Source organism: Paracoccus sp. 08 (assembly GCF_024105395.1).
In the GTDB taxonomy this organism is placed as follows: Bacteria; Pseudomonadota; Alphaproteobacteria; order Rhodobacterales; family Rhodobacteraceae; genus Paracoccus; species Paracoccus marcusii.
Genome location: NZ_WEKR01000009.1, coordinates 47,432 through 61,722, shown reverse-complemented (window position 1 = coordinate 61,722; position 14,291 = coordinate 47,432). Strand labels below are relative to the sequence as shown.

Annotated in this window: 14 protein-coding genes; 8 read left to right on the top strand and 6 right to left on the bottom strand. The window is 68.2% G+C overall.

What is annotated here, in order from left to right; genetic code table 11:
• The first annotated feature begins 49 nt into the window (after window positions 1–49).
• Window positions 50–2,200: a glycosyltransferase family 2 protein gene (locus tag GBO37_RS04855; protein WP_252927547.1), complete on the top strand. Its 2,151-nt coding sequence runs from the start codon at window positions 50–52 to the stop codon at window positions 2,198–2,200.
• Here GBO37_RS04855 and GBO37_RS04850 read toward each other — a convergent pair.
• Window positions 2,197–4,998 (bottom strand): glutamine-synthetase adenylyltransferase, encoded by a 2,802-nt coding sequence (locus GBO37_RS04850; protein ID WP_252927546.1) that lies wholly within the window; start codon window positions 4,996–4,998, stop codon window positions 2,197–2,199. The two genes, GBO37_RS04855 and GBO37_RS04850, sit on opposite strands and share 4 nt — an antisense overlap.
• Window positions 4,999–5,205: 207 nt before the next feature.
• On the opposite strand from GBO37_RS04850, the gene GBO37_RS04845 reads away from it, so the two are divergent.
• The 3 genes from GBO37_RS04845 (at window position 5,206) to ilvN (ending at window position 8,546) form a co-directional block, all read left to right on the top strand.
• The gene (locus GBO37_RS04845) at window positions 5,206–6,045 is read left to right on the top strand and encodes an arginyltransferase (protein ID WP_252927545.1); all 840 of its coding nucleotides are present in this window, start codon (window positions 5,206–5,208) and stop codon (window positions 6,043–6,045) included.
• A 160-nt stretch (window positions 6,046–6,205) separates the two neighbouring features.
• A complete protein-coding gene (locus tag GBO37_RS04840; RefSeq protein WP_045981602.1) occupies window positions 6,206–7,960 on the top strand; it encodes an acetolactate synthase 3 large subunit in 1,755 nt (584 codons plus the stop codon).
• A gap of 25 nt (window positions 7,961–7,985) precedes the next feature.
• Window positions 7,986–8,546 carry an acetolactate synthase small subunit gene (gene ilvN / locus GBO37_RS04835; RefSeq protein ID WP_045981603.1) on the top strand — a complete coding sequence of 187 codons (561 nt, stop codon included), beginning with the start codon at window positions 7,986–7,988 and terminating at the stop codon, window positions 8,544–8,546.
• A gap of 8 nt (window positions 8,547–8,554) precedes the next feature.
• Here ilvN and GBO37_RS04830 read toward each other — a convergent pair whose 3' ends face one another.
• Together GBO37_RS04830 and GBO37_RS04825 are read right to left on the bottom strand one after the other, a co-directional pair.
• On the bottom strand, window positions 8,555–8,929 hold the full coding sequence (locus GBO37_RS04830) for a hypothetical protein (protein ID WP_252927544.1): 375 nt from the start codon (window positions 8,927–8,929) through the stop codon (window positions 8,555–8,557).
• A gap of 186 nt (window positions 8,930–9,115) precedes the next feature.
• Window positions 9,116–9,886, bottom strand: a complete 771-nt coding sequence (locus tag GBO37_RS04825; RefSeq protein WP_252927543.1) for a M48 family metalloprotease — start codon at window positions 9,884–9,886, stop codon at window positions 9,116–9,118.
• A gap of 141 nt (window positions 9,887–10,027) precedes the next feature.
• Here GBO37_RS04825 and GBO37_RS04820 point away from each other — a divergent pair, with 141 nt between their 5' ends.
• The 3 genes from GBO37_RS04820 to GBO37_RS04810 are packed head-to-tail and all read left to right on the top strand — an operon-like array spanning window position 10,028 to window position 11,615.
• On the top strand, window positions 10,028–10,273 hold the full coding sequence (locus GBO37_RS04820; RefSeq protein ID WP_042246064.1) for a hypothetical protein: 246 nt from the start codon (window positions 10,028–10,030) through the stop codon (window positions 10,271–10,273).
• A gap of 56 nt (window positions 10,274–10,329) precedes the next feature.
• Entirely contained in the window at window positions 10,330–10,902 is a 573-nt protein-coding gene (locus GBO37_RS04815) for a nitroreductase (protein ID WP_252927541.1), read from the top strand.
• Window positions 10,899–11,615 carry an EI24 domain-containing protein gene (locus GBO37_RS04810; protein WP_252927540.1) on the top strand — a complete coding sequence of 239 codons (717 nt, stop codon included), beginning with the start codon at window positions 10,899–10,901 and terminating at the stop codon, window positions 11,613–11,615. The genes GBO37_RS04815 and GBO37_RS04810 overlap by 4 nt, the downstream gene beginning before the upstream one ends.
• On the opposite strand, the gene GBO37_RS04805 is transcribed toward GBO37_RS04810, so the two are convergent.
• Complete coding sequence (locus GBO37_RS04805) at window positions 11,572–11,841, bottom strand: DUF1467 family protein (protein WP_045981605.1); 270 nt, start codon at window positions 11,839–11,841, stop codon at window positions 11,572–11,574. The two genes, GBO37_RS04810 and GBO37_RS04805, sit on opposite strands and share 44 nt — an antisense overlap.
• Window positions 11,841–12,245 (bottom strand): methylmalonyl-CoA epimerase, encoded by a 405-nt coding sequence (mce, locus tag GBO37_RS04800; protein WP_042246072.1) that lies wholly within the window; start codon window positions 12,243–12,245, stop codon window positions 11,841–11,843. Before mce ends, GBO37_RS04805 begins: the two co-directional genes overlap by 1 nt.
• A gap of 129 nt (window positions 12,246–12,374) precedes the next feature.
• On the opposite strand from mce, the gene GBO37_RS04795 reads away from it, so the two are divergent.
• Window positions 12,375–13,109: a response regulator gene (locus tag GBO37_RS04795; RefSeq protein WP_081994695.1), complete on the top strand. Its 735-nt coding sequence runs from the start codon at window positions 12,375–12,377 to the stop codon at window positions 13,107–13,109.
• A gap of 2 nt (window positions 13,110–13,111) precedes the next feature.
• Here GBO37_RS04795 and GBO37_RS04790 read toward each other — a convergent pair whose 3' ends face one another.
• On the bottom strand, window positions 13,112–14,287 hold the full coding sequence (locus GBO37_RS04790; RefSeq protein WP_252927539.1) for a DUF1501 domain-containing protein: 1,176 nt from the start codon (window positions 14,285–14,287) through the stop codon (window positions 13,112–13,114).
• Window positions 14,288–14,291 lie beyond the last annotated feature (4 nt).

Sequence of the window (14,291 nt, the reverse complement as noted above, 5' to 3'; positions counted from 1 at the left end):
TGTTAACGCTTCACGTGCCAAGACGGGTCGATCCTGATGGGAAACGACCATGGCGCAGCCTGCCTCCCTGCCCCGGCCTGCCAACCTGCCCGATCCGGCCACCGCCGGCAGCGCGGTCCTGTGCGGGCCGACGCTGGCGCCGCGTGACCGGCGGTCGCTTGGGCAGATCCTGCTGGAAGACGGGGCGGTCGATGCGGGGGACCTGCTCAAGGCGACGGTGATCCAGCAGAAGCTGCGCCTGCGGCTGGACCAGGTATTGCTGGCCCAGGGGATGGTCCAGCCCGCCGCCCTGGCCCGCGCACTGTCGCGGCAGTGGCGCACCACCGCCATCGACCCCGACGTGACGCCCGCCGACCCGCGGCTGATCGACGACGCAGGGGCCGGGTTCTGCCTGACGCACGGGCTGCTGCCTTGGCGGCGAATCGGCGGGGTGACCTGGATCGCGACGGCGCGGCCCGATGATTTTGCGGCCGTGCTGCCCCTGCTGCCGCGCCAGTTCGGCCAGGTCCGCATGTTGCTGTGCAGTGCGGACCAGGCCCAGGGCGGGGTGCTGAACTCCCGCCGGACTCGCCTGATCCGCGAGGCGGAGACGCGCGTCCCCGCCATCGAAAGCTGTCGCACGCAGGATCAGGCCCGGACGGCACGCCTGGCGATCGCGGCGCTGGCCCTGACCGCGGCCGGCCTGATCCTGGTCCCGACGCTGATCGTGGGGCTGCTGACGTTCTGGGCCGTGCTGACCCTGCTGACGCAGAGCGGGCTGAAGCTGGCGTCGTTCCTGGCCGCGCGGCGGGCGCTGCGCGAGCAGGATGCCCATGCGCTGGCCATCCGACAGGGTCATCCCGTCCCCCTGCTGATGGAGGCCGCGCTGCCGCTGATCTCGGTCATGGTGCCGCTGTTTCACGAAAAGGACGTCGCGGGCAAGCTGGTCGCACGGCTGGCGCGGCTGGACTATCCGCGGGAACTGACCGACATCCTGCTGGTGATCGAGGCCAGCGACGAGATCACCGAGGGCGCGCTGGACGGCGTGCGCCTGCCGCATTGGATCCGCGTCGTGCGGGTGCCGGACGGGCCGATCAAGACCAAGCCCCGGGCGCTGAATTATGCGCTGAACTTCTGCCGCGGCCAGATCGTGGGCATCTGGGACGCCGAGGACCGACCCGATCCCGATCAACTGCACAAGGTTGCGCGCCGCTTTCATGTTGCGCCTGCGGACGTCGCATGCCTGCAGGGCGCGCTGGATTACTATAACCCGCGCACCAACTGGCTGGCGCGGTGCTTTACCATCGAATACGCAAGCTGGTTCCGCATCCTGCTGCCGGGGGTCGCGCGTCTAGGGCTGATCGTGCCCCTGGGCGGCACCACCCTGTTCTTTCGCCGCCACCTGCTGGAACAGGTCGGCGCATGGGATGCATGGAACGTGACCGAGGACGCCGATCTGGGCGTCCGCCTGGCCCGGCGCGGATACCGGACAGAGATCATCGAGACCACGACCGATGAGGAAGCGAACTGCCGCGCCCTGCCCTGGGTCAAGCAGCGGTCGCGCTGGCTCAAGGGATACGCGATGACCTGGGCGGTGCACATGCGCGATCCTGCGGCGCTCTACCGCGATCTGGGGGCGTGGCGCTTCTGGGGCTTTCAGGTCCAGTTCTTGGGGGCGCTGTCGCAATACCTTCTGGCACCGATCCTGTGGAGCTTCTGGCTGCTGACCTTTGGCCTGCCGCATCCGCTGCGCGCACCGCTGGAAACCGGGGTAGGCTCTTGGGCGATCGTCGGCCTGTTCGGATTGTTCGTCGCGTCCGAGGCGCTGAGCATCTTCGTCGGCATGCGTGCGGTCAGTGGGGCAAAGCACCGCCATCTGATGCCTTGGGTGCCGACGCTGCATCTCTATTTTCCGCTTGGATGCCTGGCCGGATGGAAGGCCATCTACGAGGTCGTGGCCAAGCCCTTCTACTGGGACAAGACCGCCCACGGCCTGTTCGTCGAGGCGGCGGATGCCCCCGTCATCCCCCTGGCACCGGGCATGGTCTCGATCCCGGTCCTGGGCCAGATCGGCGGCCGGTCCCTGGCAGAGGTGGCGGCGGACCTGCAGAGCAGCGCCGGACAGGCCACCGCGGGACAGCCCAACCTGGTCCAGATCGATGCGCCGGCAGTCGAACCGGATCCCATGCGCTATGCTCAGGACCGCGCCGCCAGCGGCTAGTCGGGCGGACTTTCGTCCGACAGATGTCCCTGGACGAGGGCCTGCACCGTGGCGAAATCGTCGGACAGCCGATCACGCAGGGTATCGGGGCTGTCGGCCTCCACCTCGCGCAGCAGGAAATCCTGGCCTCCGCGCCCGATCACGTCCATGTCCAGCGGCCTGTCCGTCAACAGGCGGGCGGCGGCATGCACGCGCCACAATCCCCGCCAGATCGACGACAGGCGGTCCGCCTGTTCCGCCGTCAGCAGCCCCGCCCGGCGACCCGCCCGCAACTGCGCCAGCGTCGACCGTGCCGGATCTCCCGCCCGCAAGGCGCAGCTCTGCGCCAGCAGGTCGATGTCCTGCAGCCGCCCGGCCCCCTGTCGCACGTCAAAGGCTCCGCCAGGCGGCTTCGCGGCGAACAGGCGGTCACGCATCTGGCCCGTATCGGTCAGCACGCGCGGATCGATGCCGCGTTCGGCCAGCACTTTCAGGCGCAGGGTCTCGATCTGCTGGCACAGCATATCCGCATCGGGTCCGATCTGCGCGACGCAGCGCGCGCGGGTCAGGGCCAGATGCTCCCATGTCCAGGCCTCGGTCATCTGGTAGGTGCCGAAGCTGTCGATCGAGGTCGCCACCGGCCCTTGCCGCCCCGACGGGCGCAGCCGCATGTCGACCTCGTACAGCCGGCCTTCGGCCGTGGGCGCGGACAGGGCGGTGACCATCGCCTGCGTCAGCCGGGCGTAATAGGGACGCGCGGCCAGCGGGCGCGGCCCGTCCGAGCCATCGACCCCATCCGCGTCATAGATCACGATCAGGTCCAGGTCCGACCCGGCGTTCAGCACCCGCGCGCCCAGGGAACCCATGCCCACCACGACCGCGCCGCGGCCGGGCGGCGGGCCATGGCGGCGCGCGAAATCGGCGGCGGTCACCGGCAGCAGCGCCGCCMCGCAGGCGCCCGCAAGGTCCGCGTATTGCACCGCCGCCTCGTCCGCGCCGATCAGGCCGCGCAGGTGATGGACGCCGATGCGGAACTGCCATTCATGCGCCCACCGCCGCGCCGCATCCAGCGCCCGTTCATAGCCACCGCCAGGCTGGCTCAGGGCCCGTTGCAGGACCGCGTCCAGTTCCTGAACCAACCCGGCCTCCCGCGGCCAGGGTGCGAAGAAGCTGCCTGCCAGCACGCCGTCCAGAACGGACGGATGGCGCGCCAGATAGGCGGCCAGCGCGGGCGCCGTCCCGCAGATGTCGACGATCAGGTCGATCAGCTGGGGATTGGCCTCGAACAGCGAGAACAGCTGGACCCCCGCAGGCAGGCCTGTCAGGAAACTGTCGAAGCGGGCCAGCGCCTCGGCCGGGTGGCCCGCGCGGGCCATGCGCGACAAGAGCGGCGCCTCGATCCGGCGAAAGATCTGGCGCGCCCGGTCGGACCGCAGCGCGGGATAGGTCTGCCAGCGCTGGATCACCGCCCGCGATTCGTCCGACAGGTCGGGCAGGCTTTCGGTCGGTTCGGTCGGGGCGAAGAACCGTTCGGTCAGCGCATGCACGCGTTCCAGCCGCGATTTCAGCCGGGCGCACCAGGCTTGGACATCGCCCTCGCCCATCAGGGCGGCGATCGTGGCCAACCCCTGATCGTCCTTGGGCAGGCTGTGGGTCTGGGCGTCGTTCACCATCTGGATGCGGTGTTCGATGTCGCGATGGTCGCGGTAATGCGCCGTCAGTTCCTCTGCGACGTCCCGGGGGATCCAGTTCTTGGCGGCCAGCGCCGCCAGCCCGCCAACCGTGTCGCGGCATTGCAGGTCGCGGTCGCGCCCGCCCGCGATCAGCTGGCGGGTCTGGGTGAAGAACTCGATTTCGCGGATGCCGCCGCGGCCCAGTTTCAGGTTGTGGCCCGCCACCTCCAGCCGCCCGCCCAGACCCTTGTGGTCGCGGATGCGCAACCGCATGTCATGGGCGTCCTGAATGGCCGCGAAATCCAGGTGCTTGCGCCAGACAAAGGGCCGCAATTCGCGCAGCAGCCGTTCGCCCGCGGCGATGTCGCCCGCCGCCGCGCGCGCCTTGATGAAGGCGGCGCGTTCCCAGGTCCGCCCCTCGGCCTCGTAATAGGCCAGCGCCGCGGCGGTCGAGATGCAGACCGGCGTCACCGCCGCGTCGGGCCGCAGCCGCAGGTCGGTGCGAAAGACATAGCCGTGATCGGTCACGTCGGACAGGGTCGCAGCCATCCGCCGCGTGGCCCGGATCAGGGCGGCGCGCGCCTCCATCTGGTCGGCCTCGGCATAGGCGGTCTCGTCGAACAGGACGATCAGGTCGATGTCCGAGCTGTAGTTCAGTTCGCGCGCGCCGCCCTTGCCCATCGCCAGCGCGAAGATGCCGCCCGCATCGGCGTCCGTGGCGGGCAGCTTGCCGCGACGGATCTCGGTCGCGACATGGGCGCGCAGGGCCAGGTCGACGGCGCGGTCGGCCAGGTCGGACAGCGCGCCGGTCACCTGCTCCAGCGTCCAGACGCCGCCCAGATCGGCCAACGCCGCCAGCAGCGCCACCCGCCGCTTGGCGCGGCGCAGCGCCACACCCAAGGCATCCGCGTCCAGCGATTGCAGGCCCGCCGTCTCGCGCGCGACGACGTCGTCATGGTCCAGCGCATCGGGCAGCCAGTCGGCCTCGGACCGCAGCAGGCCGGCCAGATAAGGGCTGCTGCCCGCGGCGCCCGCGATCAGGGCACGCATCCGGTCGGACAGGGTCGGGAACAGCGCCGCCGCATCCGCCCCGCGGGCGGCGTCGACAGGCAGCGGAAGGCGGGTGATACGGGACTGAAAGCTCATGCGCGCCACCTTGCCGGGGTCGCCCCGGCCCGTCAACGCAACGCGCGGTAAACCATGTTGCGCGGAACCGGCGGGCCCGCTGCTTTCCACGCTTGGCCTGCCGGGAAATCGTTGCTAGGCTTTCGCGCACACCAACCCGCGATACGGAACCTTCTGCGCCCGCATGATCAGTCGCGACCTGACCAGATGCTGCAAGGGGCGCACCTGATGCGCCATACGCTGCCCCATGCGCCGCAGTTCTATGTGACCGCGCCACAACCCTGCCCGTACCTGCACGGGCGGGCCGAACGCAAGCTGTTCACCGCGCTGCAGGGCGACAATGCGGCGGAACTGAACAACGCGCTGTCGCGGCAGGGATTCCGCCGGTCGCAGAACGTGCTTTACCGACCCAGCTGCGAAAGCTGCGTGGCCTGCATGTCGGCGCGCATCCGAGTGGCCGATTTCCGCCCCTCCAAGACGCAGCGCCGCATCACGACCCGTAACGTCGCCCTGCGCCGCCTGGCCACCAGTGCCTGGGCGACCGAGGATCAGTTCGAACTGTTCCGCCGTTATCTGGACAGCCGCCATGCGGATGGTGGCATGGCGGACATGGACATCTTCGAATTCGCCGCGATGATCGAAGAGACGCCGGTCAAGACCCGCGTCATCGAATACCGGTGCAGCGACGATGCGATGCCGGCGCTGGCGCAGGGCGACGATCACCTGGCCGGTGTGTGCCTGACCGACGTGCTGGATGACGGGCTGAGCCTTGTCTACAGCTTCTACGATCCGCTGCTGCGGCCGGCCAGCATGGGCACCTACATTATCCTGGACCATATCGAGATCGCGCGGGCCGCGGGCCTGCCCTATGTCTATCTGGGCTATTGGGTGCCGGGCAGCCGCAAGATGGACTACAAGGCCCGCTTCAGCGCGCTAGAGATCTACAAGGGTGGCGTCTGGCAGGATATCGGCAACCCCGAGGATCATTCGAACGAAGCGCATCCCCTGTCCGTCGATCCGATCGTCGAACAGGTCGCCCGTATCGCGCTGCCGCAATTCGACCGATAGCGTCCGTCAAACCGCGAAATAAAGTTTCAATTTCCGGCGTGCCTGCGTCACTTTCTCCGCCAAATGCCATTGACCCTGTCCGAACCTGACCCTAGGTTGCGCCGACGCGGGGCCGCGACGGGTGCGCTTTGCGGGTGTTTTTGATGGATGGAGCAAGACGATGTCCCGAACAATGACGGGTGCGAGAATGGTGGTCGAGGCGCTGCGCGATCAGGGCGTCGATACCGTATTCGGCTATCCGGGCGGGGCCGTCCTACCCATCTATGACGAGATCTTTCAGCAGAACGACATCACCCACGTCCTGGTCCGCCACGAACAGGGCGCCGTCCACATGGCCGAGGGCTATGCCCGCGCGACCGGGAAACCGGGCGTCGTGTTGGTCACGTCGGGCCCCGGCGCCACGAACGCGGTCACCGGGCTGACGGATGCGCTGCTGGACTCGATCCCGCTGGTCGTCCTGTCGGGCCAGGTCCCGACCTTCATGATCGGCACCGACGGCTTCCAGGAGGCCGACACGGTCGGCATCACCCGCCCCTGCACCAAGCACAACTGGCTGGTCAAGGACACGGACAAGCTGGCCGCGACCATCCACAAGGGTTTCCACGTCGCCACCTCGGGCCGTCCCGGTCCCGTGCTGATCGACATCCCCAAGGACGTGCAGTTCGCGACCGGCACCTATGTCGGGCCCAAGCAGGTCGACACGGGCCGCTATCAGCCGACGAAGAAGGGCGATCTGGGTGCGATTACCCGCCTGGTCGAACTGATCGAGCAGGCCGAGCGTCCGATTCTCTATACCGGCGGCGGCGTCATAAACTCGGGTCCCGGCGCCAGCCAACTGCTGCGCGAGCTGGCCGAAGCGACGGGCTTTCCGGTCACCTCCACGCTGATGGGGCTGGGCTGCTATCCGGCATCGGGCGACAAGTGGCTGGGCATGCTGGGGATGCACGGCACCTACGAGGCGAACCTGGCCATGCATGGCTGCGACCTGATGATCAACATCGGCGCACGCTTCGACGACCGGATCACCGGGCGGATCGCGGATTTCAGCCCCGGATCGGTCAAGGCGCATATCGACATCGACCCGTCGTCCATCAACAAGGTCGTGCGCGTCGACGTGCCGATCGTCGGGGACGTGGGCCATGTGCTGGAGGATCTGCTGAAGGTCTGGAAATCGCGCGGCCGCAAGACGAACAGCGCCGCGGTCCAGCAATGGTGGGGCCAGATCGAGCAATGGCGGGCCCGGAAATGCCTGGCCTATCGCCCTAGCGACACGATCATCAAGCCGCAGCACGCGCTGGAACGGCTGGAGGCGCTGACCAAGGGCCACGACCGCTACATCACCACCGAGGTCGGCCAGCACCAGATGTGGGCGGCGCAATACCTTGGTTTTGAAGGGCCGAACCGCTGGATGACCTCGGGCGGTCTGGGCACGATGGGCTATGGCCTGCCCGCATCCATCGGCGTGCAGATGGCCCACCCCGAGGCACTGGTGATCAACGTCGCGGGCGATGCCAGCTGGCTGATGAACATGCAGGAGATGGGCACGGCCGTGCAGTTCCGCCTGCCGGTCAAGCAGTTCATCCTGAACAACGAACGCCTTGGCATGGTGCGCCAGTGGCAGCAGCTGCTGCATGGCGAGCGTTACAGCCAGTCCTGGTCCGACAGCCTGCCCGATTTCGTCAAGCTGGCCGAGGCCTTCGGCTGCGCCGGCGCGCAGGTGCGCGACCCCAAGGATCTGGACGCCGCCATCCAGCAGATGATCGATTACGACGGCCCCTTCATCCTGGACGTGCTGGTCGAGAAGCACGAGAACTGCTTCCCGATGATCCCTTCCGGCAAACCGCATAACGAGATGCTGCTGGGCGAGGCCGAGACGCAGGGCGTGATCGAATCCGAAGGCGCGGTGCTGGTCTGAGACCGGCCGGAAAGAGAGCAGAACCATGAACGCTTTGAACATCCAGAAGGGCATGTCCAGCCATTCGGCCTATGACCTGCGCGACCCGCACGCCCCGCGCGAGGAGAGCCATACCTTGGCCGTCCTGGTCGAGAACGAGCCGGGCGTTCTGGCCCGGGTGATCGGCCTGTTCGCAGGGCGCGGCTACAATATCGACAGCCTGACCGTGGCCGAGGTCGACCACAGCGGCCACCGCTCGCGCATCACGGTGGTCACGCGCGGCACCCCCGAGGTGATCGAGCAGATCAAGGCGCAGCTGGGCCGCATCGTGGTCGTCCACGAGGTCCACGACCTGACGGTCGAGGGGCCGGTGGTGGAACGCGAACTGGGCCTCTTCAAGGTGCGCGGCACCGGCGACAAGCGCGTCGAGGCGTTGCGCATCGCCGAGATCTTTCGCGCGAACGTGGTCGATTCGACGTTGGAGAGCTTTGTCTTCGAACTGGTCGGCACGCCGTCCAAGCTGGAGGCCTTTGCCGATCTGATGCGTCCCCTTGGCCTGACCGACCTGGCGCGCACCGGGGTCGCCGCACTGTCACGCGGCGCCTGATCGCCCCCTCAGCGCGCGGCCCCACTGCGGGGTCGCGCATAGGTCGTCGCCGGGCGCCGGGTGGACGACGCCACGGATCCGCTTGGCACCGCATCCTGATGCGACACGACGCGCAGGGCTGGCCGCGACGGCTGCTGTTGCGAATCGGCCAGGATCCGCGGCAGCTGCAGACAGCTTTTCTCCGACAGCATGGTCACGTTCAGGGCATGGCGCAGATTGCCGACGGTCCGGGTTTCCAGTTCGACCAGATCACCGGGCTGGGGCCATTCGCCGGGCCCGACGAAATTCGCGGTTCCCTGCAGATAGGCCAGCGTTGCTTGATCTTCGCACCAGATGATCGCCTTTTCACGCGACCCGCTGCTCCATACGACAACCCCGATCATGGGCGCCCCTTCATAGAAAAGGCGCCGAAGCGCCGGATGGTATCGATTCAAGGATCTGTCTTGTGCAAACCTTTGCCGACTAAAGCAGAAAACCGCCGGTATGCCAGCTTTTTCCTTTCACCACGTGAATTTTATTGCAGCCGGAGGTTGTCGCGTTGCGGCGCAGGCACAACCCCACCACCAGCCCTAGCGGATGCGCCCCGCCTGCACGTCGGCGACCGCACGGCGGACCTGCGCCAGGCGTTGCGCGCGCGCCGGATGGGTGCCCAGCACGTGGTTTCCGGGATCGGGGATTCGCTGGAACAGGCCCGAACCGGAGATCGGATCATAGCCTGCGTTCAGCGTGATGATCGCGCCAAGATAGTCCGCCTCCAGCTCCCATTCCTTGGAATAGTAGCGTGCGCCGACCGATGCACCGATCTCCTGCGCGCGGGCGATGGCGCCGGTGTCGCCGCCATAGGCGGAGGCCAGGCTGCCAAGGACGACGGCCGCGGCGGTGGCCGCCCCGGACTTGCGATCCAGGKGGTTCAGGATGTGGTGCGCGGCCTCGTGCCCCACGACAAAGGCGATTTCGTCGGGATTCTGGGTCTGCGCGATCAGTGACAGGGTAAAGCCCACGACCGGGCGCCCGTTGCGGTCGACGGTCTGGAACGCGTTCGGCTCCAGCCCCGGGCGGTCGTCGACGACGAACAGGAAATCGCAGCTGATCGGCGCGGTGCGGCGGTTCAGGCAGTCTTGGCGGACGGCGGGCTCCATCCGGCGCATCACCTGGACAAAGCTGCGCGCAGCGCCGTCCGGCGTTGCCGCGTGCGGGGCCGACGGGGCCGGCAGGACCGGGACCTGCGGGACGGGCGCGGGCATGCGGGCCGTGCCGGGTGCGGGCAGCGGCGCACAGCCCGCGACGGCCACTGCCGCGATCAACCCTGCCAGCCAGCTGCGCGCCATCATCTGTCCCATCGTCCCTGCCCTGTTGCGCCGCCCCGGCGTCGGCGCGATCCTGTCGGCGCAGAATACCCCCTGCCCGTCCGGCGTAAACCCCGACCGCTTGCCGCAGCCCCCCTTTCACGCGATTGTCGGGCCTTTCCCAAGGAGATTCGGATGTTCACCATCGAACACGACTTCGACGCGACCGTGATCACCCTGATCGACGAGGCCGAGGCCCAGACACGCCCGCTGAACGAGGACGTCGTCATCCTGGGCTTTGACGACCGGGTGATTCTGGAACAGATGAGCGATGACGGCGAAGAGGTCGTGCGCATCACCCTGTCCATGCATCAGCTGACCGAACTGCGCCTTGCGCTGAACCTGCCCGAGGGCAATTACCGCATCGAAAAGGAAGGCTAAACGCCCGCCCGCGGCCAGCCTCTCGGCTACCGCCCCTGATCTTACAGGAGATCCGCATGGACCACCGCAACGACGCCGCCCTGCAGTTTCTGGCCACCCGCCGGTCCCACCCGCCCAAGATGATGACCGGCCCGGGCCCGGACCCTGACCAGCTGGCCGATCTGCTGACCCTGGCGGCCCGCGTGCCCGATCATGGCAAGCTGGAGCCGTGGCGCTTTGTCGTGCTGGGCCGCCAAACCCTGGAGGCAATGGCGCCGCTGCTGCGCGACGCGGTCCTGGCCGCGGGGCAGGATCAGGCGGCGGCGGACAAGGCGGCCTCGGCCATGGCATCGCCGGTGATCGTGGCGGTGGTCTTCTCCCCGGTCGACAGTTCCAAGGTTCCCGAATGGGAGCAGGTCCTGTCAACGGGCGCGCTGTGCCTGGGGCTGGTCAACGCGGCGCTGGCATCCGGTTGGGGCGCCGCCTGGCTGACGGGCTTTGCGGCGCTGGACCAATCCTTCGCGCAGGCCAATCTGGGCATCGCGGCGCATGAGCGCGTCGCGGGGCTGATCCATATCGGCACCCGCGGCGCGCAGCCCCCGGAACGCCCGCGCCCCGACATCGCCGCCAAGACCGAGTGGCGGCCATGATGCCCATTCGCGCGCTGCTGCGGGGTTGGGCCGACCTGCTGCGCCCATCGGTGTTGCGGCTGGTGCTGCTGGGCATCGGGCTGACGCTGGTGCTGTTCGTGGCCCTGCAGGCGGCGATCTTCTGGGCGCTGCGGCTGTGGCTGCCGGGCGGGGTCACGCTGCCCTGGCTGGGCCAGATCGAGTTCGGTCAGGTGCTGTCCTGGGGATCGCTGGCGCTGTTTCCGGTGATGGGGATCTTCCTGATGGCCCCGGTCGCCGCCGGTTTTGCGGGCCTCTTCGCGGAAACCGTTGCCGAAAAGGTCGAGGCGATCCATTACCCGGACCGCCGCGGCACGTCGCTGGACTTCTTCGACGGGCTGCTGGAATCCATGGCGGTCGTGCTGGCGGTCCTGGGGGTGCTGGTGATCAGCCTGATCCTGACGCCCTTCATCGGCCCCTTTGCGCCCCTGCTGTTCCTGGGCGCGAACGGCTGGCTGCTGGGGCGCGAGTTCTTTCAGATGGCCGCCCGTCGCCACCTGGACGAAGGCCCGGCCAGCGACCTGCGCCGCGCCCATTCGGCGCGCGTGACCCTGACGGGCGTGCTGGTCGCGGTGGGCCTGGTCATCCCCGTGGTCAACATCGCCGTGCCGCTGCTGGCGGCGGCGGCCTTCACCCACCTGTTCCAGATGATCAGCGGATCCACTGGTCCAGGTTCGAGATATCCGCGCGCGTGATCACGCCGCCCAGGATGATCCACGCCAGCACGGCCCAGATGGCGCTGGTGATGGCCGTGGTCCAGATCAGCTTGCGCCGCCAGTTCACGCCCGACGGCGCGCCCGCATGGGTGCCGGGAATGACCTCTCCGGCATCGGCCTGACTGCGCTGCCCGATGGGCATGACGCAGAACAGGGTCAGGAACCACAGCGAGGCGAACAGAACGATACCGCCGGTCAGGTTCATCAGATTTGCTCCAGTTCGATCAGGCAGCCGTTGAAATCCTTGGGGTGCAGGAACAGCACGGGCTTGCCATGGGCGCCGATCTTCGGCTCTCCGGTGCCCAGCACGCGGGCGCCTTGTGTCTTCATGTGGTCGCGCGCGGCGATGATGTCATCCACCTCGAAGCACATGTGATGGATGCCGCCCGACGGGTTCTTGTCCAGGAACCCGCGAATGGGGCTATCGTCGCCCAGAGGGTACAAAAGCTCGATTTTCGTGTTCGGCAGTTCGATGAACACGACGGTCACGCCGTGGTCGGGTTCGTCCTGGGGCGGACCGACGGTGGCCCCCAGGGTGGTCTGGTACTGTGCCGCCGCCGCCTGCAGGTCGGGGACGGCAATGGCGACATGGTTCAGGCGACCGATCATCGTCACATCCTCCGTTTCAGGCGGTTCTAAGCCCTGGGCGCGCCGCGGGAAAGGAAAAGCATCGCCGTTAACCGGTTCTTAGCGAATCGGGGCTTAACTGGGCGTGAAGACGTGGATGGGGACACAGACATGCTGACGGATATCACGGCCGACACGCCCAAGCCCTTGCCGCAATGGCGTTTGTCGCTGCCCAACAGACCGCTGACAGGCCTGACGGTGCTGGTGATCGAGGATTCGCGCTTTGCCAGCGAGGCCGTGCGGCTGCTGTGTCTCAAGTCCGGTGCGCGGATTCGCCGCGCGGATTGCCTGCGGTCCGCGGCGCGTCATCTGCGCAGCTATCGTCCGGCGGTGGTGGTGATCGACCTGGGCCTGCCCGATGGCGACGGGGTCGCGCTGATCGCCGAACTGCATGCCGCCGAACTGCGGGTGCCAGTGATCCTGGCGATGTCCGGCGATCCCGACCGCGCGTCCGAGGCGCTGGCGGCGGGTGCGGACGGGTTCCTGCCCAAGCCGGTCGAGAGCCTGGCGGTGTTCCAGCAGGCGATCCTGCGGGTGCTGCCCGCTGATACCGGGGCGATGACGCTGCGGGCGCTGCCCGACGACGTGATCCAGCCCGACCCCTCGGGCCTGCGCGACGATCTGGCCCATGTGGCCGAGGTGCTGTCCAGCGCCCATGACACGACCGAGATCGACTATATCGCCCGCTTCCTGGCCGGCGTCGCCCGCTCGGCGCACGACCCCGCGCTGGAGGCTGCGGCCACCGCACTTGCGCGCGACTATAACGCGGGCCACGCGCTTGCGACGGATCTGGCCCGCATCAGCGGCATGGTCCAGGACCGCCTGTCCCGCGTGGCCGAGATGTAGGATCAGGCGGTCATCCGCGGATCGGACCCCATGTCCAGTCCGGGAAAGACAGACCCCTCCAGGGTGGCACGATCGATGCCGAACTTGGCGTGCATCGCCCAGGCCGCATAGGCGCGAATGTCGCGAAGCGGCATCAGGTCGCGCCCGTCGTACAGGTCGCCCTCGGCCAGACCCGGCCAATCGCCCATCATCCGCCCGCCGCGCACGGCGCCCCCCGCCACCAGCAGCGTGCCCCCGGTGCCGTGATCGGTCCCCGCCGATCCGTTCTCGCGGACGGTGCGTCCGAACTCGGTCATCGCCATGACGGTGGTGCGGTCCCAGTTCGCGCCCAGATCCGCCTTCAGCATCAGGATCGTGTCGGCCAGCCGCCCCAGCATCCGCGGCAGCGACCCCGCCTGCCCCGCATGGGTGTCCCACCCGCCGATGGAAAAGCTGGCGATCCGCGTCTGGCCGTTCAGGCGGTCCGCGGCAAAACGCGCGATCTCCAGGTGGTCCTGTCCCGGCTTGCCGGTGGCAAGGTCCGGCGACAGGCTGGCCACGATCTCCATCGCCTGCGCACTGGCGTCGCGGAACAGCGGGTCATCGTGATAGATGCGCGTCAGCAGCTGTTCGGCCTGCTGGCTGAGGTCCATCTGCGCCTTGGGGGTCCAGCTTTTGGCCGGGGCCTGCCCCTGCAGAATGCGCATCTGCGAGACCCCTACAGAATAGGCGGTCTCCGACGCCTGCCCCGGCATCGCCTGCAGCAGCCGGTTCAGCCAGCCGTCCTGCTGGGCATCCAGGTCCAGGTCGGTGCCGGTGCCGGCCTCCAGCATGGTCTGGCCGTCGAAATGGCTGCGCTTGTCGCGATAGGGCGTCGAGACGGCGGGCGCGAAGGTCAGTTGCCCTGCCTGCCACAGCGGCATCAGCTCCGACAGGCCCGGATGCAACGCAAAGAACCCGTCCAGATCGCTGGCGCCGTGATCGGGTCCAAGCGACAGGGTCTGGCGCAGCCCCCGAAGTGCGGGGTCGCCATAGGGCTGAAACGCGTCCAGCCCGTCCATCGCGCCGCGCAGGATGATGACGACCAAGCGATTGTCGCCCGGCGCCGCCGCGAAGGTCGCCGACGACAGCAGCGGATGCGCGGCGGCCGAGCAGCCGATCAGCGCCGTCGATTTCAGGAACAGCCGCCGAGACAGCATCGCG

Coding starts and splice junctions, on each gene's coding strand:
- GBO37_RS04810 (WP_252927540.1), top strand. CDS start 10,899: ATGATGCCCATTCGCGCGCTGCTGCGGGGTTGGGCCGACCTGCTGCGC.
- GBO37_RS04805 (WP_045981605.1), bottom strand. CDS start 11,841: ATGAACCTGACCGGCGGTATCGTTCTGTTCGCCTCGCTGTGGTTCCTG.
- GBO37_RS04845 (WP_252927545.1), top strand. CDS start 5,206: ATGCGCCATACGCTGCCCCATGCGCCGCAGTTCTATGTGACCGCGCCA.
- GBO37_RS04820 (WP_042246064.1), top strand. CDS start 10,028: ATGTTCACCATCGAACACGACTTCGACGCGACCGTGATCACCCTGATC.
- GBO37_RS04790 (WP_252927539.1), bottom strand. CDS start 14,287: ATGCTGTCTCGGCGGCTGTTCCTGAAATCGACGGCGCTGATCGGCTGC.
- GBO37_RS04795 (WP_081994695.1), top strand. CDS start 12,375: ATGCTGACGGATATCACGGCCGACACGCCCAAGCCCTTGCCGCAATGG.
- ilvN (WP_045981603.1), top strand. CDS start 7,986: ATGAACGCTTTGAACATCCAGAAGGGCATGTCCAGCCATTCGGCCTAT.
- GBO37_RS04815 (WP_252927541.1), top strand. CDS start 10,330: ATGGACCACCGCAACGACGCCGCCCTGCAGTTTCTGGCCACCCGCCGG.
- GBO37_RS04840 (WP_045981602.1), top strand. CDS start 6,206: ATGTCCCGAACAATGACGGGTGCGAGAATGGTGGTCGAGGCGCTGCGC.
- GBO37_RS04830 (WP_252927544.1), bottom strand. CDS start 8,929: ATGATCGGGGTTGTCGTATGGAGCAGCGGGTCGCGTGAAAAGGCGATC.
- GBO37_RS04855 (WP_252927547.1), top strand. CDS start 50: ATGGCGCAGCCTGCCTCCCTGCCCCGGCCTGCCAACCTGCCCGATCCG.
- mce (WP_042246072.1), bottom strand. CDS start 12,245: ATGATCGGTCGCCTGAACCATGTCGCCATTGCCGTCCCCGACCTGCAG.